Below are 21,266 nucleotides of genomic sequence, written 5' to 3'. Positions count from 1 at the left end.
GTGCGGCCCTTCGTGCTGGTGCCGGGCGGCTCAGGCTCAGTGGAAGAAGTGCCGGGTCCCGGTGAAGTACATCGTCACGCCGGCCTTCGCGGCGGCCTCGACGACGAGTTCGTCGCGGACCGAACCGCCGGGCTGGGCCACGGCCTTGACGCCGGCCTCGGCCAGCACCTCGAAGCCGTCCGGGAACGGGAAGAAGGCGTCGGAGGCGGCGTAGGAGCCGCGCGCCCGGTCCTCGCCCGCCCGCTGCACCGCGAGCTTCGCGGAGTCCACGCGGTTGACCTGGCCCATGCCGACACCGACCGTGGCGCCGTCCTTGGCGAGCAGGATGGCGTTGGACTTCACGGCACGGCAGGCGCGCCAGGCGAAGGCCAGCTCGGCCAGCTCGTCGGCGGACAGCGCGGTCCCGCTGGCCAGCGTCCAGTGCGCCGGGTCGTCGCCCTCGGCCTGCAGCCGGTCGGTCTCCTGGAGCAGGGCGCCGCCGTCAACGGGCTTGACCTCGACGGGGTTCGACGGCGCGTCGGGGCAGCGCAGCACCCGGATGTTCTTCTTGCGGGCCAGGATCTCGACCGCGCCGTCCTCGTAGCCGGGGGCCACGATGACCTCGGTGAAGATCTCGGCGACCTGCTCGGCCATCGCCACGGAGACCGGGCGGTTGACGGCGATGACGCCGCCGAAGGCGGAGAGCGGGTCACAGGCGTGCGCGTTGCGGTGCGCCTCGGCGACGTCCGCGGCGACCGCGATACCGCACGGGTTGGCGTGCTTGATGATCGCCACACACGGCTCGGTGTGGTCGTACGCGGCCCGGCGCGCGGCGTCGGTGTCCGTGTAGTTGTTGTAGGACATCTCCTTGCCGTGCAGTTGCTCGGCCTCCGCGAGCCCGCCGCTGCCGTCCACGTACAGCGCGGCGCCCTGGTGCGGGTTCTCGCCGTAGCGCAGGACGTTCTTGCGGGCGTAGGTGGCGCCCAGGAACTCGGGGAAGGCGGAGTCGTCGGCCGGGGCGTAGCCATCGGCGAACCAGGAGGCGACGGCCACGTCGTAGGCCGCGGTGTGCTGGAAGGCCTCGGCCGCCAGCCGCTTGCGCTGAGCGAGTTCGAAGCCGCCGCCGGCGACGGCCTCCAGGACATCGCCGTAGCGGGCGGGGTTGACGACCACGGCCACCGAGGGGTGGTTCTTGGCGGCGGCGCGGACCATCGAGGGGCCGCCGATGTCGATCTGCTCCACGCACTCGTCGGGGGTGGCGCCGGAGGCGACGGTCTCCCGGAACGGGTAGAGGTTCACGATCACCAGGTCGAACGGCTCGACACCGAGGTCGGCCAGCTGCCGGCGGTGGTCCTCCAGCCGCAGGTCGGCCAGGATGCCGGCGTGCACCTTGGGGTGCAGGGTCTTGACCCGGCCGTCCAGGCACTCGGGGAAGCCCGTCAGCTCCTCGACCTTGGTGACCGGCACCCCGGCCGCGGCGATCTTCGCGGCGGTGGAGCCGGTCGAGACGAGCTGGACGCCCGCCGCGTGCAGCCCCTGCGCCAGCTCCTCCAGCCCGGACTTGTCGTAGACGCTGACCAGTGCGCGGCGGATGGGGCGCCGGGTGCCTTCGGTGGCGGTCACGAGATACGTACCTTTCGTCCCTCAATGCGGTAGCCGTGCCGGGCCAGACGCCCCACGACCTCGACGAGCAGCGATCGCTCGACTTCCTTGATGCGCTCATGCAGCGCGGATTCGTCGTCCTCGTCCCGGACCTCGACCACGCCCTGGGCGATGATCGGGCCGGTGTCGACACCGTCGTCGACGAAGTGGACGGTGCATCCGGTGACCTTCGCGCCGTACGCGAGCGCATCGCGCACGCCATGGGCACCGGGAAAGCTCGGCAGCAGCGCCGGGTGGGTGTTGACGGTGCGGCCGCCGAAGCGGGCGAGGAACTCCTTGCCCAGGATCTTCATGAAACCGGCCGAGACCACCAGATCGGGCTCGTACGCGGCGGTCGCCTCGGTGAGCGCGGCGTCCCAGTCCGCACGGCTGTCGTAGTCCTTGACCCGGCAGACGAAGGTGGGGAGTCCGGCGGCCGCGGCACGCTCCAGGCCCGCGATGGCGCCCCGGTCCGCGCCGACGGCCACGATCTCGGCGCCGTACTCCTGCGGGCCCAGGTCGGCGATGCCGTCCAGCAGTGCCTGCAGGTTCGTTCCGGAACCGGAGACGAGGACGACGATGCGGGCCGGGCGGCCGGGCTCGGCGGGACGGGCGGGGGGTGGGGAGGAAGCCACGGCGGGGCTCTTTTCCGATCTCGCGTGCTTTGTGTGGTCGTACAAGACTGCGGATACCGCAGATCCGGGGAACCCTACGAAGGCGCCGACCGTCAGCAACGATACCGGCACACCGCGCGGCCCCCACGGGACGGGGGCGGGCACGGGAGGTAGCGTCAGGCCTAAGACTGCGTGCAGTTCGTGGTAACCGGGCGCCCCTCGTGACGAGGTGGACGTACGGACGTGGCAAGACGAGACAAGGGGAAGACGCACTCCAGATGACGGACCGACGCCGCCGCGCGGCCCTCCTGCTCCCTCCCCCAGCTACCGCTGGGTGGTATCCCCAGCCCACCACCTCCCCCGGGATGGTGCTGCTGCCGCGTGAGCGCAAGCCGTCGTCCTCGTCCCCGGAGCCCGCCGCCCCGCACTCCGACCAGGACAACAACCCCTTCGCCCCGCCGCCGGCCGACGCGCCCGACCAGGAGTGGCGCCCGCGCCACCCCGCCCCGCACGGCAACGGCAACGGCACCGGTGACGCCAACGGCAACGGCAACGGCGACGAGGACCGGCCGTCGCAGGACGAGTCGGCGCCGGGCTGGGGCAGCCAGTGGAGCCCCCGGCAGCCGGGGCGGCAGAGCGGCGGTTTCGGCACCCGCCCCGGCAACCGCAACGGCCAGCAGGGCAACGGCCCCGGTGGCCCCGGCAACCCCGGCGGCCTGCGCTGGGACCCCACCGACCCGGCCCAGCGCCGGGCGCGCTTCGCGCTGCTCGGCGGGCTGTGGTCGTTCTTCTGCGTGCTGTTCGGCCTGCCGGAGGTGGCCCTGCTGCTGGGCGCGCTGGCGCTGTACTGGGGCATCAGCTCACTGCGCGCCAAGCCGAACCCGGCCAAGGCCGACGCCGCGGCCACCACCGCCGCCATGGAGGGCCGCCCCGCCCCCGCCGCCCAGCCCGCCCCGGGCGCCCAGCCCGGTGCCCCGGCCTCGCCGGGCAGCACCCGGCCGCAGGTCACCGCGGCGATCGCGGGCCTGGTCACCGCCTCGCTGGCGCTGGTGATGGTGGCCGCGACCTTCACCGTGCAGATCGTCTACCGCGACTACTTCACCTGCGTGAACGATGCCCTGACCCAGTCGGCCGGCAAGTCCTGCGAGCAGTTGCTGCCGCCGGAGCTGCGGCCGCTGCTGAGCGCGCGGCAGTAGGCGGCAGTCGGCAGCGGGGGTGCGGCCGGTCAGCCGTTCGGGGTGACGGGGGTGGCGGCCGGTTTCGTGGCGGGCGATTTCGTGGCGGGTTTCGTGGCGGCCGGTTTCGTGAGGGCCGGTTCGGTGGCCGGCCGCTCCGTGGCGGCCGGTTCCGCGGCCGCCGGCTCCCTCGCGGTCGGTTCCGAGGCCGCCGCCGGGTCCGTGGCCGTGCGGCCTACGGAGCGGGGGCCGGTGTGCTTGCCGTCGGCCGCGGCGGGGCCAGGGACGGCCCCCTCGCCCTCGGCCGTCGCCCCGCCGGGGTCGGTCGCGGTGCCGGCACTCCCCGTCTTGGCGCCGGGGCAGGTGTCCTCGTCGTGACCCCGCCGGCCCGCCCACTGCCGCCAGGCCCGTAGCGCGATCGCGCCCGGGACGCCGGTCAGGGCGCTCCAGCCCACCGCCGCGAGGCCCGTACGCCACCAGCTCGGGCCGAAGACGGCGAGCGCTCCGGTGCCCAGCGCGCCGCCGGAAAGACCCGCGAGCACCGCGGTGACGGCGCCGCACAGACCGGCCCCCAAGGCAGCCGCACACGCCGTCGTCCACCACGACCAGGGGTGTCCCACCGCGCCGTGCGCCAGTGCGGAACGGGTTACCGAGCGGGCGACCGAGCGGGCCAGCAGCACCCCCGCGATCAGCGGCACCACGGCCACCGCCCAGGTCAGCGGGTATCCCGGGCCGGCATCCGGCAGCCCGCCGAGCAGCGGCAGCCGGGGCAGCGCCGGAGGTGGCGAGGTGCCCAGCGGGCCGACCGTACTGCCCGCGCCGACCGTGAACCCCGGCCCCAGGGCGTAGGCGGCGCCCCAGACGGCCGCGTTCGGGAGCAGGACGAGGCACAGCAGCAGCACCGTGGCGTGGCTCGCCCAGTCGGGAGCCAGCCGGAGCAGGTCGTCGCGCACCCGGCCCGCGTGCAGGCCGAGGGAGAGCAGGGTGAGCAGGGCGCCGGACACCAGCAGGGCACCGAGGGCGACACCGGCGGCGCGCGCCGCGACCGCGAACCGGGGGCCGCCGAGCAGGCTTCGCAGACCGCCGGGCACCGCGGCCCCGGCCCGCAGCGCCCAGGCGGGCAGCAGATCGGCGCCGGGATGCCGGAGCAGGAACCAGCCGGTACCGGCGAGCGTGGCGAGCGCGGTGGCCGGTACGGACGCCAGCACGCTTAGCGGCTCGGCGCTCAGCTGCCCGGCGGAGGCGTAGACCAGCACCGCGGCCGCGATCAGCAGATAGCCGGTGAGCAGCGCACCGAGCAGGGTGCGGGGCAGCACCGCCAGGGTGTCGTCCGCGGCGCTGCCGGGGCCCGTGCCGGGAACCACGCCGGGGCCGGTGCGAGCGTCGGCCGCGGTCGCCAGGGTGTGGCGGGCGGCCCGGTGGAGCAGCCATACCGGGAGGACGGCGAGCAGCAGCGGGGTCACGGCGACCGGGGCGGCGAGGTGGCCCGTGGTGCGTTGGAGGGCGCCGCCGTGCGCCATCAGCCACAGGTCGGCGGCGAGGTGCAGGGCCCGGGACGGGCCGCTGTCGGGCGCGGGGGAGGCGACCCAGAGCAGCAGCACGGCGACCGCCAGCGCGCCGAGGCCGAGGCCGGCGGCCGTCACGCCGCCGAGGAACGCCGCGCCGATCGCGGACGAGCGCTGCGCGGCGGCTCGGCCGTGCGAGGACAGGGTGGGGCCACGCTCGGTCAACTGGCTCACGCGGCCATGCTGCCAACAAGAGGCGTTTCCTCCCTGCACTGGCGAAATGCCCGACGTGTCGCGCTGCATCCGTCGATGCCGGTTTTCCACACTGCTCTGTATGACCCAGCGCGAGACGACCCGATGCCCCGGCACGAGACGGCCCGGCACGAGACGGCCCGGCGAGAGATGACCGGGAGCGAGCAGGCCGCCGCAGCCTTCGACGACCTTCACACCCGCCATGCCGCAGCGCTGATGCGGCAGACCTATCTGCTGACCGGGCGGCCGTGGCTCGCGCGGCGGGCCGTGCAGCAGGGGTTCCGGCGTGCCTGGCAGCACTGGCCGCAGGTCGCGGTGGACCCGGATCCGGCGGGGTGGGTGCGGGCGGCCGCGTACGAGTACGCGCTGATGCCGTGGCACCGGCTGTGTCCCGGACTGCGGACCGCCCGGAAGCCGAAGCGGTTCCACGAGACCGGCGAGCCCGTGGACCGTGCGCTGCTGGCGGCGCTGCTGCGGCTGCCCGCCCCCTACCGGCGGGCGCTGCTGCTGCACGACGGGGTCGGCCTGGGGCTCTACGAGACCGCGGCGGAGATCGAGGCGAGTACCCCGGCCGCGGCCGGGCGGCTGACGCATGCGCGCGAACGGCTCGCCGAGCGGCTTCCGGAGCTGGGGCTCGACGGGCACCCGCCGGTGCGGCAGGGCGAGATCCTGCGGGCCCGGCTCACCGCGCTGACGGCCGCGCAGCAGGTGACGCCGACTGCCGCGGAGCGCGTACGGAGCGACGCCGAACGCAGCGATCTGCGGACCACCCGGGCGGCGGTCGGGCTGGCCGGAGGGTTCGCGCTGGTGGCGGTGGTGATGATGCTCGTGACGCCGGACCACTACACGCCGCCGCCGGGCAAGCCCCTGGCGACCGCGCCACACGCCGTCGTCCCACCCGCCGGGCACCGCGGCGCGGAGGTCAGGAAGCAGGGCAATTCCGCGGTACGGAAGAGGCTGCGGGAGGCCCGTTTGGCGCCGGACGTCCGCTGAGGGCTGTCCCGAACGCACAGCGCCGGACCCGCCCCGGACGCCGAGCGCCCCCGCGGCGGAAGATTCTTCCGCCGCGGGGGCGAGGTCCGGCGGTACCGCCGGCGGCCGTCAAGGACGTACGTCTGCGTCCCTTCCGGCAACGACGCCGGGAGGCAGTCAGCCGCCCAGGATCTCGCGGGCCAGCCGCGCCGTCTCCGACGGGGTCTTGCCGACCTTGACGCCGGCGGCCTCCAGGGCCTCCTTCTTCGCCTGGGCGGTGCCGGAGGAGCCGGAGACGATGGCGCCGGCGTGGCCCATGGTCTTGCCCTCGGGCGCGGTGAAGCCCGCGACGTAGCCGACGACCGGCTTGGAGACGTTGGCCTTGATGAAGTCGGCCGCGCGCTCCTCGGCGTCGCCGCCGATCTCGCCGATCATCACGATCAGGTCGGTGTCGGGGTCCGCCTCGAACGCCTGGAGGGCGTCGATGTGCGTGGTGCCGATGACCGGGTCGCCACCGATGCCGACGGCCGAGGAGAAGCCGATGTCACGGAGCTCGTACATCATCTGGTAGGTCAGCGTGCCGGACTTCGACACCAGACCGATGCGGCCGGGCTTGGTGATGTCGCCCGGGATGATGCCGGCGTTGGACTGGCCGGGGGTGATCAGGCCGGGGCAGTTCGGGCCGATGATCCGGGTCTTGTTGCCCTTGGCCTTCGCGTACGCCCAGAAGGCGGCGGAGTCGTGCACCGCGATGCCCTCGGTGATCACGACGGCCAGCGGGATCTCGGCGTCGATCGCCTCGACGACGGCGGCCTTGGCGAAGGCCGGCGGAACGAAGAGCACGGACACGTCGGCGCCGGTCTTCTCCATCGCCTCGGCGACCGAGCCGAAGACGGGCACGTCGGTGCCGTCGAAGTCGACGCTGGTGCCGGCCTTGCGCGGGTTCACACCGCCGACGATGTTGGTGCCGTCACCGAGCATCAGCTTGGTGTGCTTCATGCCAGTGGCACCGGTCATGCCCTGGACGATGACCTTGCTTTCCTTGGTCAGGAAGATAGCCATGGTTGTTGTGTCCTCGTCCTTTACTTAGCAGCCAGCTCGGCGGCCTTGTCGGCCGCGCCGTCCATGGTGTCCACACGCTGCACCAGCGGGTGGTTGGCCTTCGACAGGATCTCGCGACCGAGCTCCGCGTTGTTGCCGTCGAGACGCACGACCAGGGGCTTGTTGACGTCCTCGCCCTTGGACTTGAGCAGCTCCAGGGCCTGGACGATGCCGTTGGCGACCTCGTCACAGGCGGTGATGCCACCGAAGACGTTGACGAAGACGGACTTGACGTCCGGGTCGCCGAGGATGATCTCCAGGCCGTTCGCCATGACCTCGGCGGAGGCGCCGCCACCGATGTCGAGGAAGTTGGCGGGCTTGACGTTGTCGTGCTTCTCGCCGGCGTAGGCGACGACGTCCAGGGTGCTCATGACGAGACCCGCGCCGTTGCCGATGATGCCGACCTGGCCGTCGAGCTTGACGTAGTTCAGACCCTTGGCCTTGGCCGCAGCCTCGAGCGGGTTGGCTGCGTCCTTGTCCTCCAGGGCCTCGTGCTCCGGCTGGCGGAACTCGGCGTTCTCGTCCAGGGACACCTTGCCGTCGAGGGCGATGACCTCACCGCTCGCGACCTTGGCCAGCGGGTTGACCTCGACGAGGAGCGCGTCCTCGGCGACGAAGGTCTTCCACAGGGTCACCATGACGTCGGCGACCTTCTCGGCAACCTCGGCCGGGAACTTCGCCTGGGCGACGATCTCGCGGGCCTTCTCGATCGTGACGCCCTCGTTGGCGTCGACCGGGACCTTCGCGAGCTCGTCGGGCCGGGTCGCCGCGACCTCTTCGATGTCCATGCCGCCGGCGACGGAGGCCATGGCCAGGAAGGTGCGGTTGGTGCGGTCGAGGAGGTACGAGACGTAGTACTCCTCGGCGATCTCCGGGGCGGTCTCGGCGATCATCACCTTGTGGACCGTGTGGCCCTTGATGTCCATGCCCAGGATCTGACCGGCCTTCTCGACCGCGTCGTCCTCACTGGTGGCCAGCTTCACGCCGCCGGCCTTGCCGCGGCCACCGACCTTCACCTGCGCCTTGACGACCGACTTGCCGCCCAGTCGCTGGGTCGCCTCGCGCGCCGCCTCAGGCGTGTCGATGACTTCACCGGCCAGCACCGGTACACCGTGCTTGGCGAAGAGGTCCCTCGCCTGGTACTCGAACAGGTCCACGCGCGTCCGTCCCTTGTCTTCTCAGAATCGCCGTAGTGATCGCGGTTCGTTCGTCTGCGATGGGCGTGCCGCGAAGGGCAACGTGACGGCGCTGTCACTGAGGGAGGCGTACACGGTGACCGGATACGCGGCATGTCCGTCCCGCAGGTTATCGCCGGAGGACGTGCGGCCCTAAATCGCAGATCACACTCCAGCGGTGATTACCATCACAGATCTTTTGGTCAAGTTACGCCTTCTCGGGATTTCTGCATGTCGTCGGCCGGTTTGTCGTGAGCTGGATTGCGGTGGGGTGTTTTGGCGGGGGTGATGGGCAGGGCCTGTTCCGCGGGATCCGATGATCTTGAAGGTCGGGGCAGTCGGCACCGCCTTACGACGGGCCCGTTGTCACTCGGCGTGCGCGCCCACGTCGCGCGTCGCCGACGGCCCCCTCCCGGTACGCCTCCGTGCGCCCCGCGTCCGGCGATTCCGGTTCCGACGGCACGGGAATCCGTGGAGGAAGAGGCCTCCGCTGACGGGTCCGGAAAGGCCTCTTGACCCTTCAACTTCCCGCTACGGACACTGTCTTGAGCACGAGCACGCACGGATACCTACACATCAGGAGTCACACACTTCAGGCTTGGTCCCGCTCCTTCTTTCTCGATTTCTCGGCGCCCTCACACCCGGTGCCGGAAACGACCTACGGCGCGGCGGGTCCGGTGCCGAGCAGGGCACAGACCACCGCGGCGGCCGAAGCCGCGGGCGACGCAGGAGGTACGGACCGATGGCCACTCCCCTGACCGCGAGCAAGCTGATCGCGTCGCTGCGCGACGAGGGCCTGGTGGTCCACGAGGTCCGCGACTGGCGTGAGCACAACCGGAACGCCAAGGGCCCCTGGGGCCCGGTGAACGGCGTGATGATCCATCACACCGCCACCCAGGGCACCGACAGCACGGTGGACCTGTGTTACGACGGGCGCTCCGAGCTGCCGGGGCCACTGTGTCACGGCGTGATCGACAAGCAGGGCGAGGTCCATCTCGTCGGCAACGGCCGTGCCAACCATGCCGGGCTCGGCGACGGCGACGTCCTGCGTGCGGTGATCCGCGAGGACGCGGAGCTGCCGCCGGACGACGAGGCGGACACCGACGGCAACGCCCGCTTCTACGGCTTCGAATGCATCAACCTCGGCGACGGCAAGGACCCGTGGCCCCAGGCGCAGCAGGTCGCCATGGAGAAGGCCGCGGCGGCGGTCTGCCGGGTGCACGGCTGGAGCGAACACTCGGTGATCGGGCATCTCGAATGGCAGCCGGGGAAGGTCGACCCGCGGGGCGTCGCGATGAACGACCTGCGGGGCCGGATCAAGAAGCGGCTGGCGAAGCCGGCGGAGGGCGCACCGGAGCCGCAGCAGCCGGCGTGGGAGCCGTTCCCCGGCCGTGACTTCTTCCGGTCCGGGACCCACAGCCCGGTGATCACGGCGATGGGGAAGCGGCTGGTGGCCGAGGACTGCGGCCACTACGAAATCGGCCCCGGTCCGGAGTGGACCGAGGCGGACCGGCAGTCGTACGCGGCCTGGCAGCGCAAGCTCGGCTTCCACGGCGAGGATGCGGACGGGGTGCCGGGACAGGTCAGCTGGGAACGGTTGCGGGTGCCACGCACCTAGCACGGCGGGTGGCCCGCAGCCTGCAGTCCGCAGCCCGCAGCCCGCAGTCCGCAGCCCGCAGCCCGCAGCCCGCAGTCCGCAGTCCGCAGTCCGCAGTCCGCAGGAAGGCCAACACGCAGCGCCGGCTGCCTTGTTGGCGCACCGCGGACGGGAAGAAGCGGTGCGGTGGTCGGTGGTCGGTGGTGCGGTGAAAAACACCAAGACCGGGCGGCCCTCCCCCACAGAGGTCCGCCCGGCTGTTCATGGGTGTTCCGGCTTCGGCCGCCGCCGCGGCCGAGGTCCGGTGGTGTCGGCCTGAGGCCTCAGACCGCCTGGACCGGGAGGGCCGGGAGGGCCGGGATGTTGGCGGCGTTGGTCAGGTCGGCCAGGTTGGCGGGCACGGCCGGGAGGGCAACGGCGTCGGTCAGGTTGGCCGGGACGGCGGGAACCGCCGGGAGGGCGTCGGTCACGTTGGCCGGGACGGCGGGCACGGCCGGGACGGCGTCAGTCACGTTGGCCGGGACGGCGGGCACGGAGGGCGCGGCCGGGACGGAAGGAACGGCCGGAACCGCCTTCACCGGGGCCAGGCCCTGCACACCGGCGACGGCCTGTCCGGCGGTGCCCTGCGCGTCGGTCGCGACAACGGCGGCCAGACCCCGCGCGAACGGGGTGGCGTCAGCGGCCGCGCCCCGGGCGAACGCCACGGTGTCGGTCGTCTTGCCCTGGACGAACGGCGCCGCGTCACCGGCCACACCCTGGGCGAAGGGCACCGCGTCGGCGGCAGCGCCCTGCGCGAACAGCTGCGCCTGGCCGCCGACCGTGATCACGAACGGGGTGGCCTGGCCGGCCGCGTCACCGGCGAGGTGACCGGCACCGCCGACCGCGCCCTGCGCGACCGGCACGACCTTGACGACTACCCGGCGGGCGACGGGCGGCAGCACGTCGGAGGCCGCCTTGCCGACGACCGGACGGGCGGTGGCAAGACCGCCCTGGACCGGCTTCGTCAGCTGCTCGGGACGGATGCCCGCACCGGCGAGACCGGCCAGCAGGTTGTCGACCGAGCCCGGAGCCTTGGGCAGCGCGGGGGCCTTGGGCAGCGCCGGGGTGCCCGGCAGGCCCTGGGGCAGGTGGGCGGACGGGACGCCCGGGGTGGCGGGCAGCGACGGAACGGAGGGCAGCGTGCCCTGCGCCAGACGGCCGGCCTTGCCCAGGCCGGCGCCCTTGGCGGCCTTCTTGGCCTTCTTCAGGTCAGCGGCCTTGCGCACCTCACCGGTCTTCGGCAGGCCGGCGCCGTGGGCCTGCTTCCGCACGCCGTCCACCGCACCGGTCAGGTCGCCGGCCTGCGGCAGCTCACCGGTGGGCAGGTCCTGGGTGGTCACATCGCCGCCGAGGGCACCGGTGGCCTTGCCCGCCGTCTCCTTGGCGGTCGTGGTGACGGTCTTGGCCGTCTTCGTCACGGCGCCGGCCACGTCTCCGGTGGGCAGCTGCTTCGCCGTGCCGGTCACCGTGCCGGCGGTCGGCAGGTCCGAGCCGACGGGCAGCTCGGCGGCGTTGGCGGCGACGGAGCCCAGGGCCCACAGCCCGGTGGCGGCGGTGGCAACAACGATGGAACGGCGGATGTTCGAGCGCATGGAGGTGAAGTCCTTCGAATTCAAAAGGGGTGAAAGGGCAGACCTGTCCCGCCCCCGCGCGGCAGGTCAGTTACAGACGCGGAGCGGTCTGCCCTAGCCCGGGAATTCGAGGATTTCTTCGGCACGCCGACGCGTCGGAGCGCCATCGGCCGTGCGGACGCCACCGGGCAGGAGCCGGAAGCGCAGGGGGTCCGCCGGGGCGGCGGCGTAGTGGTCCCCGCCACGGGGGCCATGGCCGTCACCGGCGGTGTGCGAGGCAGGCGCCACCGGAGCCTGCGGGCACTGTCCCGGAAGGCCGTTGTGGCCCGGGGCGTGCTGCTCGTGGGCGGCGGCCGAGGGGTGCTCGGCGGCCGGCTCGGGCAGGCAGTCGGCGGGGCGCGACGAGGGCGCGGCGGACGGGCCGCCGACCTGGTCAGCGGTCCGCGGACCGGCCGGCTGTGCGTCGCCCGGCGTACGGCCGTGCTGGTGCGTCGCGCCGTCTCCGGAGCCTCCGGTGTGCTCACCGGAGGGGAGGTGCACGGGAAGCGCGGCGCCCGCCGAGTCCCCGGCCTCCCGCACGACGCGGTTCACCGGCTCGGTGACCGGCGCGGCCTGCTCGGCGGCGGGCCGTACGGCCTGGGCCACCGCGTCGGACGCGGCGTGGGTGTGCTCGGCGAGCTTCGCGCCGGACGCCTTGCCCTGCCGCTGGAGCGCGGCCTTGGAGCCGGACAGCCTGTTCGCCGCCCCGTCCCGGGTGGCGGCCCGGTCCGGGGTGGACCCCTCGGACGCGGTCCTGGCCGGGGTTGCCACCCCGGTCAGGTCCGCGCTCCGCGTGCGGTCGTCGGCATGGGCGCCGGGACCGAAGGCGAAGCCGAGGGCGACAAAGCCCACCAGGAAGAGCCCGGCCAGCAGGGCACGCCGCGCGGCCACGGTGCGCGGCAGGCGCACGGCGGCAGGCAGGGCGAGCACAGCAGACAAGGAGGGACCTTCCCCTACGGACGGGGACGCCCAAGGCAGACGGCCTCGGGGTCACGCGCGTCGCGGGCGATCGAGCGATGGCCTGATCCTTGCATGAGGTGGCAGGTGCCGCGCAACTCCCCCCGGGGGTCCTGTCACCGTTGCTCCGCCATGTCCGGTATGGGCAGCGGCCTTTTTTCGAGCGCGGCCGCCATCACGTCCGGAAACAGATCCGGGGTGCAGGCGAACGCCGGTGCGCCCAGGGCCGCGAGGGCGGCGGCGTGGTCACGGTCGTAGGCGGGTGCCCCTTCGTCGGAGAGCGCGAGCAAGGTCACGAACTGCACCCCGGACGCCTTCATCGCGGCGACCCGCTTGAGCATCTCGTCCCGGATGCCGCCCTCGTAGAGGTCGCTGATGAGGACGACGACGGTTTCGGTGGGGCGGGTGATGCGGGACTGGCAGTAGGCGAGGGCACGGTTGATGTCCGTGCCGCCGCCGAGCTGGGTGCCGAAGAGGACGTCCACGGGGTCGTCCAGTTGGTCCGTCAGATCGACGACCGAGGTGTCGAAGACGACGAGCCGGGTGTCGAGGGCCCGCATGGAGGCGAGCACCGCGCCGAACACCGAGGCATAGACGACCGAGGCGGCCATCGAACCGGACTGGTCGATGCAGAGCACCACGTCCTTCTTCACCGACTGCGCCGCGCGGCCGTAGCCGATCAGCCGCTCGGGGACGACCGTGCGGTACTCCGGGAGGTAGTTCTTGAGGTTCACCCGGATCGTGCGGTCCCAGTCGATGTCGCGGTGGCGCGGCCGGCTGATCCGGGCGGAGCGGTCCAGGGCGCCGGTGAGGGTGGCGCGGGTGCGCTGCGCCAGCTTCTTCTCCAACCGCTCGACGACCTTGCGGACGACGGCGCGGGCGGTCTCCTTGGTGGTCTCCGGCATGACCTTGTTGAGCGAGAGCAGGGTGCCCACCAGATGCACATCCGCCTCGACGGCCTCCAGCATCTCCGGCTCCAGCAGCAGCGCGGACAGCCCCAGCCGGTCGATGGCGTCCCGCTGCATCACCTGCACCACGGAGGACGGGAAGTACGTACGGATGTCGCCGAGCCAGCGCGCCACCCCGGGTGCCGAAGCCCCGAGCCCCGCCGAGCGCCGACCGCCGGGCGCCGTGCTGCCGCTGCCCTTGTCCCGGCCGTAGAGCGAGGCCAGCGCCCCGTCCATCGCCGCGTCCCGCCCACGGAGTTCACACCCCGTACCGTCCGCACCGCCGCCACCGAGCAACAGCCGCCAGCGGCGCAGCCGTTCGGCTTCAGGGGTGGGGGCGGCAACGGTGTTCGTCGCCGGCGCCGAGTCGGTGGCCGTATCCGTCGTCGATGGGTCCGGTGTCGTGTGGGTCATGGTCGTGTGGGTCATGTCCGTGCCCCCGTGAGGTCGTCGGCCGGTCGGGTGGTGTCCGGTGGGGTGTCGTCCGGCCGCTCGCCGGGCTCGTCGCCGAAGCCGGGCGCCGCGATGCCCAACAGCAGGCGCAGGGTGGGGAGGACGGCCGCGGCGCGGTCGCGGTCCAGGCCGGGGCCGAAGCCGGGCGCGGCGGCGTCCGGTGCCGCGCCTGCCGGGTGGCGGGACGGGGTCGTGGGGCCGAGGCGGACCAGTTCGCCGAGGGTGCGCCGCACACCGGCCTCGTACTCCGCGAAGGTCCGGCGCAGCAGCGGCAGGACGTCCGTGAACGAGGCGTCCGGCACACCGGTCAGCCAGCCGTCGACCAGCGCGAGCAGCCGTTCGTCATGGACCAGCAGCATGCCGCCGTCCCCGCCGCCGGCGAACCCCTCGATCCAGCCGGCGGCATCGGCGGGCGGGGTGCCCGGCGAGAGGGCGAGCCCCATCAGCCGCTCCGCTCCCCCGTCGCCCAGCTCCCCTTCTTCGAGCAGCAGTCTGGCCGCCCGCCCGCGGATCAGACCCGGCACGGCGTCCCGTTCACTCACCGCCCGCAGCACCCCGGCCCACCGCGCCCGCAGATGCTGCGGTCCGGGCGGCGATACGGGCGGCGGTCCATCTTGCGCTCCGGGCTGTGGGCCGGTCGCCGGTCCGGTCTGCTGCCCGGTCTGCGGCTGGCCGAGGAGGGCGACGGCCTGGTGCGTGGCGTCGAGATGGCCGCGCATTTCGGTGGCGCCGTCGGCATCCAGGCCCAGGCAGGCGGGTGGCAGCCCGACGAAGACCCGCTCGGCCAGGCCCGTCGCCACCTCGCGCAGCGCCGCGGCGTCCGTGCCGCGCACATCGCCGTAGCGCACGGACCGTACGAGGGCGGGCAGCGCCTGGGCGAGATGGCCCACGTCCGCGTCCAGCGCCGCACGGTCCGACAGCGCCCGCATCACCACCGGGAGAGCGTCGGGGAGTTGGGCCAGCAGGCAGCGCTCGGCGAGCGCGGTGACCTCGGCGAGCGTGGCCGCCTCCGACGCCTCGGACGCGGCCTTGGCCGTGGCGGCCGAGAGGACCGTCGTGCCCCAGATACCGGCCTCCGCGACCCGCACCGACAGTTCGGGCTCCCAGCGCAGCCGCCAGGTCTCCCGGAACGTGCCGGTGCTGCCGCGGGAGCGGCCGGGCTCGCCCCACGGGATGCCGAGCAGCCGGAGCCGGTGCAGCAGGCGGCTGCGGCCGGCGTCGGTCTCCTTGCGCAGGTCCAGCTCCAGTTCCCGTTCCGGAGCCTCCGGTTTGAGCCGCAGCGTCCGCTGGCTGCGGGTGAGGTCCCGTTGCAGCGGCACGGCGGGGGCGTCCTCCGGAACCTCGCCCAGCACCTCCCCCACCACCAGCCGGTCGTGGATCAGCGAGGACGGCGCATCGGAGCCGTCCCCCATCACGGCCCGGACCGCGTCGTTCAGTTCCGTCAGGCCGGCCAGCGGGCGGCCGCGCACCGTGGCCAGCCCCTCGGCGAGCCGCACCGCTTCGATGATGTGCGCCGACGAGACCGCGTAGTCCTCTTCCCTGAGCAGCCCCGCGACCTTGGTGAGCCAGCGTTCCACGGGGCGGTCGGGGGCCCCGAAGAGATGGCCGTACCAGCCCGGTGAGGCGATACCGGCGCCGTAGCCGCTGTGCCGGGAGAGCCGTCGGTGCGTCCAGGGCACCCAGGTCACCGCCGCCTTCACCTTCGGCAGGCCCTTGAGCAGCTGCCGGTCAGCGGCCATGGTGGTACGCCGCGCCAGGGCCGGTACATGCCAGGCACCGCACACCACGGCGACACCCTCCCCGAACTCCTTTCGCGCGGCGCGCAGTCGCAGCCGCATATGGGCCTCGCGCAGCGGATCACGGTCATGGCCGCCGTCCCCGTACGCCTCGCGCAGCGCCCCCATCGCCTCGGCCAGCGCCGCGAACGGCGCCAGCGCGTCCGCACCGGCGTCCCCTGCGGTCCCCGCTCCTCCCGCACCTCCGCGGTGTTCGACCACGTCCTCCCACCAGCGCTCGGGGTCGTCGTACCCGGCCGCCTCGGCCAGCACCCGGATCGGATCGACCCGCACCGCGGCCTCGTCGGGTGCCTCGTCGGATACCTCTTCCCGTTCCTGTCCGGCGGCCGAAAGCTCGTCGGCCGGCCCTCCATCGGTCACCGGCCCTCCATCGGTCACCGACTCCTCACCGGCCCCCGGCCCCTCGCCGTCCCCCATCGCCAGGGAGTGCGCCGCGGGCAGGTCGATGAAGCGGACGGGGACGCCTCGCTCCAGTGCCCAGCGCATCGCCACCCACTCCGGGGAGAACTCGGCCAGCGGCCAGAACGCCGCGCGGCCGGGATCGTCCTGTGCATGGGCGAGCAACGCGACGGGCGGACGCATCCCCTCCTGGGCGGCCAGCGGCACCAGCGCGTCCGCCTCCGGTGGTCCCTCGATGAGGACCGCGTCCGGCGTGCACTGGTCGAGGGCGGCGCGCACCGCCCGCGCCGAGCCGGGGCCGTGATGCCGCACCCCGAGCAGCACCGGCCCGGTCATGCGCTCACCTCACGGCAGGCGCGGTAGAAGTCCTTCCAGCCGTCGCGCTCGCGCACCACGGTCTCCAGGTACTCCTGCCATACGACCCGGTCCGCCGCCGGATCGCGGACCACGGCCCCCAGGATGCCCGCGGCCACGTCCCCGGCGCGCAGCACACCGTCCCCGAAGTGGGTGGCCAGGGCCAGCCCGTTCGTCACCACCGAGATGGCCTCGGCCGTGGAGAGGGTGCCGGACGGCGACTTGAGCTTGGTGCGGCCGTCGGAGGTGAGGCCGGCCCGCAGCTCGCGGAAGACCGTGACGACTCGGCGGATCTCGTCCAGCCCCTCGGGCCCGGCCGGGAGATCCAGCGAGCGCCCGATCTGCTCGACCCGGCGCGAGACGATGTCCACCTCTTCGTCCGGGGTGGCGGGCAGCGGCAGGACGACGGTGTTGAAGCGGCGGCGCAGCGCGCTGGAGAGTTCGTTGACCCCGCGGTCGCGGTCGTTGGCGGTGGCGATCAGGTTGAAGCCGCGGACGGCCTGCACCTCCTGGCCCAGCTCCGGGATGGGCAGGGTCTTCTCCGACAGGACGGTGATGAGCGTGTCCTGGACATCGGCGGGGATACGGGTCAGTTCCTCGACCCGTGCGGTCATGCCCTGTGCCATCGCGCGCATCACCGGGCTGGGCACCAGCGCCTCGCGGCTGGGGCCGTTGGCGAGCAGCTGGGCGTAGTTCCAGCCGTAGCGGATCGCCTCTTCGGGGGTGCCGGCCGTGCCCTGGACCAGCAGGGTGGAGTCGCCGCTGACGGCCGCCGCCAGATGCTCGGACACCCACGTCTTCGCGGTGCCCGGCACGCCCAGCAGGAGCAGTGCGCGATCCGTCGCCAGCGTCGTCACGGCGACCTCGACGATCCGGCGCGGGCCGACATATTTGGGGGTGATGACCGTGCCGTCCGCGAGCGTGCCGCCGAGGAGATAGGTCGCGACCGCCCACGGCGAGAGCCGCCAGCGCTCCGGGCGCGGCCGGTCGTCGGCCGCCGCGAGGGCCGTCAGCTCCGCCGCGAAACTGTCCTCGGCGTGCGGTCGCAGCGCTTCGCCGCCCGCGCCCTGCGCCGCCGTCCCACCCTTCGGTTCGGTCGCGTCGTCCGTCGTCTTGAAGCTGTTCTCGGACATGGTTCCCCCTCGTCGCAACGTGTGCGGCCGGGACGGCGAAATCCCTGCGGCCGCTTGCGGAATCAAGCCTGCACCACGCCACTGACAATCCCCCGAAAACCCACCCTGAGCTGCGAGTTCATCGCGTTCCGCGGCGATTGTCAGTGGGGCGTCGTAGCGTCGATGACATGAATCCGCAGGGGGAACGCTGGACGACGGATCAGGTGCTCGCGCTGGCGCCTGACGAGGCCTCGCGCAGGGCGGGCGGCAAGCTCGCGGCGCCGGGGCCGTGGTCGGAAACGGGCGCGGACGCGAGCGCGGTGTGGGGGCAGTGCAAGGGCAGCGGCAAGAAGCCGTACCGCACGGCGGTGGACCTCAACGGTCCTGCTTTCACCTGCAGTTGCCCGAGCCGCAAATTTCCGTGCAAGCACGCGCTGGGGCTGCTGCTGCTCTGGGCGGGCGGCGAACGGGAGGTGGCGGCCGGGGAACCGGCGCCGTGGGCGGGCGAGTGGCTGGCCGGCCGCCGGGAGCGCGCCGAGCGGTCCGCCCGGTCGGCCCCGGGCGGCGGAGCTCCCTCGCGGGCGCCTGCCGACCCGGAGGCCGCCAAGCGGCGGGCGGAGAGCCGGATGCAGCGGATCGGCGCCGGTGCGACGGAGCTGGAGCAGCGCCTGGAGGATCTGCTGCAGTCGGGGCTGGCCTCGGCCGGCCGCGCCGACGGGGGGACCTCCCGGCCGGGCGGCGGCGGAGGGGGCTCCTGGGGCGAGACGGCCGCCCGGATGGTCGACGCCCAAGCGCCCGGACTCGCCTCGCGGGTGCGCGAGCTGGATGCGGTCGTGGCGTCCGGACCGGACTGGCCGGCCCGGCTGCTGGAGGAGTGCGCCCTGCTGCACCTCCTCGACCAGGGGTTCCTTGGAATCGAGCGGCTGCCGGCCCCCCTCGCGGCAACGGTCCGCTCCCGCGTGGGGCTGACCACGGAGGCGGCGGATCTGCTGACCGGCTCCGAGGCGGCGACGGTCCGGGACCGCTGGCTGGTGCTCGCCCAACAGGACACCGATGACGGCGCGTTGACCACTCGCCGCATCTTCCTCCGCGGCGAGCGGACCGGCCGGATGGCGCTGCATCTCTCCTTCGGCGGCGGCGCCCAGCGCCGGCCTGGTCCGGCCCTGCCCCCCGGTCTGGTGCTCGATGCGGACCTCGCCTACTACCCCGGCGCCCGCCCCCTCCGCGCCGCCCTGGGCGAGCGGCACGCCCCGGCGGTCCCGGGCCCCGTGCCGTCCGGCTGCGGTATCGACGCCGCCCTGGCCGCGTACGGCGACGCTCTGCGCGACGACCCGTGGCTGGACTCCTGGCCGGTGGTGCTCTCCGAGGTCACACCGATCCCCAGCCGCGACGGCACAAGCTGGCAACTGGCCGACGCGGACGGGGAGTCGGCGCTGCCGCTGGACCCGCGCGGTCCGGGACGGACGGGCCTGTGGCAGCTGGCCGCCATATCGGGCGGCGCGCCGATCACGGTCTTCGGCGAATGCGGCCACCGCGGCTTCCTGCCGCTGACCGCCTGGGACCCGGCCCCGGTGTCTCTGTGACCCCGGCCCCCCTCGCCCCGCCGACCAGGCCCCTCACCCCCGTCACCCACCGGCCGCACACACCGTCCACCACCGATCCCGGAGGAAGGGCATGACGACCACCACCAGGCCCACTTCACCCACTTCACCCACTTCACCCGCTGCACCCACTCCCTCCGCCGCCCCCGAAGCCACATCCGCACCAGCATCCGCACCCGCCACGTCTCCTTCCCCTGCCCCCGCCCCCACCCCGACCGACCCGGCCCCCTGGGCCGATCTCGTGAGCGCCGCGCTCCTCGGGACCGAGCGGCGGACGCCGCCGGTGGCGGTGCGTTCCGGGCAGGGCGCCGCGGCCGCACTGCTGGACGCGGCGGCGGTGAGCACGGTGCGCCGCCGCGCCGCACTACGCCCGGCACCGGCCGGCGAACGGCCCGCCCCGGCCCCGGCCGACCCGCGGCCCCCGCTGCCGCCCGCCGCGCGCCGCCGCCTGGCCCTGCTGCTCGCCGACCGCGGCGGCAGCGGCGGCAGCCGCCGGGGCACGGCCCCCGACCTCACCGAACTGCTCCCCCAGTGGCTGGCCGCCGCCGAGGAGTTCGGCTACCGCGCCCCGGAGGCGCTGCTGCCCGCACTGCTCGACACGGCCCGTGCCCGTACGGACCTGCGGCCCGCCGCGCTGGCGCTGGCGGGGCCGCGCGCCCTGTGGCTGTCACGGCTCAACCCGGAGTGGAAGTTCGCGCTTCGGGGGATCGGCGGCCCGGCCGGGCTCTCCGACCACGGCGGCGTCAACGACACCGACAGCACCGACAGCCCCGACGACCCCGACGGCGTACGGCGCCGCTGGGAGGAGGGCCTGTTCGCGGAGCGGGTCGCCTTGCTGACCGCGCTGCGCCGCCAGGACCCGGGGGCCGGCCTGGCGCTGCTGTCCACGACCTGGCCCACGGAGCGGGCCGAGGACCGTCTGATGTTCCTCGACTCGCTGCGTGACGGACTCTCGACGGCCGATGAGCCCTTCCTGGAACAGGCGCTGTCCGACCGCAGCCGGAACGTCCGCGCCACGGCCGCCGAACTGCTCTCCACGCTGCCCGGATCCGCCCTCGCGGCCCGGATGGCGCAGCGCGCGCACACCTGTGTCGGCCTGGACCGTACGGCCGGCGCACCGGCGATCGCCGTCGAGGCGCCGCACGAGTGCGATACGGCGATGCAGCGGGACGGCGTGGCGCCCAAGCCGCCCTCCGGACGGGGCGAACGGTCCTGGTGGCTGGGCCAGTTGGTGGAGGCTGCCCCGCTGGACGGATGGCACGCCCGCTTCGGGGGCCGCGACGCGGCGGCGATCATCGCGCTGCCGGTGGCCGACGACTGGCGGACGGAGCTGCACGACGCCTGGTGCCGCGCCGCGGTGCGCCAGCGGAACACCGACTGGGCGCGGGCGCTGCTGGGTGCGCCCGGCGCTCCGTCCCAGGCGTCCGAGGTCGCACCGGCCGGTTCGTCGCGGGACCTGACCAAGCTGCTGACCGTACTGCCCGATGCCGAACGCGCCCGGTGGGTCGCTGAGTTCATCGCGGCCCACGGGCTGTCGGAGGCCTTCCGGATGCTCGGCGTGTGCGCGGTCCCCTGGGCCGAACCGCTCGGCGGGGCCGTCGTCGACGCCCTGGACATCGCCCGGGACGCGGGCAGCTACCCATGGAGCTTCAGCGGGGTGATGGGCCTGGCCGAGCGCTGTCTGGACCCGGCAGCGGCGGACCGTCTCGCGCTGCTCACCGCCGTCACCGACGAGCCGGAGGGCGCCTCACCGGGCTCCGGCGGCTACTGGTCCGAGGCCTTCCAGCGCCTGGTCGGCACCCTGCGCCTCCGCGCCACCATGCACGCCGAACTCGCCCCGGAACCCACCGGCCACGACGGCACGGTCAGCGGCACGGGCACGGACGACAGCGGCACGGGCACAGGCGCCGACACCCGCACCCCTACCGCCACCCCGGCCCACGTCCCGGTCCGGACCACACGACAGCCCCTCGCCCCATGACCCCCG

General features: G+C 73.9%; 15 protein-coding genes. 5 read left to right on the top strand and 10 right to left on the bottom strand.

What is annotated here, in order from left to right:
* Positions 1-36: 36 nt before the first annotated feature.
* Positions 37-1,602 carry a bifunctional phosphoribosylaminoimidazolecarboxamide formyltransferase/IMP cyclohydrolase gene (gene purH / locus CFW40_RS22080; protein ID WP_088799511.1) on the bottom strand — a complete coding sequence of 522 codons (1,566 nt, stop codon included), beginning with the start codon at positions 1,600-1,602 and terminating at the stop codon, positions 37-39.
* Entirely contained in the window at positions 1,599-2,255 is a 657-nt protein-coding gene (purN, locus tag CFW40_RS22075; protein ID WP_088799510.1) for a phosphoribosylglycinamide formyltransferase, read from the bottom strand. The genes purH and purN overlap by 4 nt, the downstream gene beginning before the upstream one ends.
* A 257-nt stretch (positions 2,256-2,512) precedes the next feature.
* Here purN and CFW40_RS22070 point away from each other — a divergent pair, with 257 nt between their 5' ends.
* On the top strand, positions 2,513-3,430 hold the full coding sequence (locus CFW40_RS22070) for a hypothetical protein (RefSeq protein ID WP_371127276.1): 918 nt from the start codon (positions 2,513-2,515) through the stop codon (positions 3,428-3,430).
* Positions 3,431-3,459: 29 nt separating this feature from the next.
* On the opposite strand, the gene CFW40_RS22065 is transcribed toward CFW40_RS22070, so the two are convergent.
* The gene (locus CFW40_RS22065; protein ID WP_220457248.1) at positions 3,460-5,148 is read right to left on the bottom strand and encodes a DUF6350 family protein; all 1,689 of its coding nucleotides are present in this window, start codon (positions 5,146-5,148) and stop codon (positions 3,460-3,462) included.
* Positions 5,149-5,271: 123 nt separating this feature from the next.
* Between CFW40_RS22065 and CFW40_RS22060 the strand changes: the two genes are divergently transcribed.
* Positions 5,272-6,159, top strand: a complete 888-nt coding sequence (locus CFW40_RS22060; RefSeq protein ID WP_088799508.1) for an RNA polymerase sigma factor — start codon at positions 5,272-5,274, stop codon at positions 6,157-6,159.
* Between the two features lie 156 nt (positions 6,160-6,315).
* Here CFW40_RS22060 and sucD read toward each other — a convergent pair whose 3' ends face one another.
* Together sucD and sucC are read right to left on the bottom strand one after the other, a co-directional pair.
* Entirely contained in the window at positions 6,316-7,200 is an 885-nt protein-coding gene (gene sucD / locus CFW40_RS22055) for a succinate--CoA ligase subunit alpha (protein WP_030082896.1), read from the bottom strand.
* 20 nt (positions 7,201-7,220) lie between these two features.
* Complete coding sequence (gene sucC / locus CFW40_RS22050) at positions 7,221-8,396, bottom strand: ADP-forming succinate--CoA ligase subunit beta (RefSeq protein WP_088799507.1); 1,176 nt, start codon at positions 8,394-8,396, stop codon at positions 7,221-7,223.
* Between the two features lie 760 nt (positions 8,397-9,156).
* Here sucC and CFW40_RS22045 point away from each other — a divergent pair.
* Entirely contained in the window at positions 9,157-10,032 is an 876-nt protein-coding gene (locus CFW40_RS22045; protein ID WP_088799506.1) for a peptidoglycan-binding protein, read from the top strand.
* Positions 10,033-10,334: 302 nt separating this feature from the next.
* On the opposite strand, the gene CFW40_RS22040 is transcribed toward CFW40_RS22045, so the two are convergent.
* The 5 genes from CFW40_RS22040 to CFW40_RS22020 form a co-directional block, all read right to left on the bottom strand.
* Positions 10,335-11,642, bottom strand: a complete 1,308-nt coding sequence (locus tag CFW40_RS22040; protein ID WP_088799505.1) for a hypothetical protein — start codon at positions 11,640-11,642, stop codon at positions 10,335-10,337.
* A 93-nt stretch (positions 11,643-11,735) separates the two neighbouring features.
* Positions 11,736-12,599: a hypothetical protein gene (locus CFW40_RS22035; RefSeq protein ID WP_143034541.1), complete on the bottom strand. Its 864-nt coding sequence runs from the start codon at positions 12,597-12,599 to the stop codon at positions 11,736-11,738.
* 134 nt (positions 12,600-12,733) lie between these two features.
* Positions 12,734-13,993 carry a VWA domain-containing protein gene (locus CFW40_RS22030; RefSeq protein ID WP_256331339.1) on the bottom strand — a complete coding sequence of 420 codons (1,260 nt, stop codon included), beginning with the start codon at positions 13,991-13,993 and terminating at the stop codon, positions 12,734-12,736.
* Positions 13,990-16,548 (bottom strand): DUF5682 family protein, encoded by a 2,559-nt coding sequence (locus CFW40_RS22025; protein WP_088799503.1) that lies wholly within the window; start codon positions 16,546-16,548, stop codon positions 13,990-13,992. The genes CFW40_RS22030 and CFW40_RS22025 overlap by 4 nt, the downstream gene beginning before the upstream one ends.
* Positions 16,545-17,699, bottom strand: a complete 1,155-nt coding sequence (locus CFW40_RS22020) for an AAA family ATPase (RefSeq protein ID WP_088799502.1) — start codon at positions 17,697-17,699, stop codon at positions 16,545-16,547. Before CFW40_RS22020 ends, CFW40_RS22025 begins: the two co-directional genes overlap by 4 nt.
* A gap of 167 nt (positions 17,700-17,866) precedes the next feature.
* Between CFW40_RS22020 and CFW40_RS22015 the strand changes: the two genes are divergently transcribed.
* Positions 17,867-19,261: an SWIM zinc finger family protein gene (locus CFW40_RS22015; RefSeq protein ID WP_088799501.1), complete on the top strand. Its 1,395-nt coding sequence runs from the start codon at positions 17,867-17,869 to the stop codon at positions 19,259-19,261.
* Between the two features lie 91 nt (positions 19,262-19,352).
* Positions 19,353-21,260 (top strand): DUF5691 domain-containing protein, encoded by a 1,908-nt coding sequence (locus CFW40_RS22005; RefSeq protein ID WP_256331340.1) that lies wholly within the window; start codon positions 19,353-19,355, stop codon positions 21,258-21,260.
* Positions 21,261-21,266: the final 6 nt, after the last annotated feature.

The sequence above is a fragment of the Streptomyces sp. 2114.4 genome, assembly GCF_900187385.1.
GTDB classification, from domain to species: Bacteria; Actinomycetota; Actinomycetes; order Streptomycetales; family Streptomycetaceae; genus Streptomyces; species Streptomyces mooreae.
This window is presented reverse-complemented; position numbering and strand designations above follow the sequence as displayed.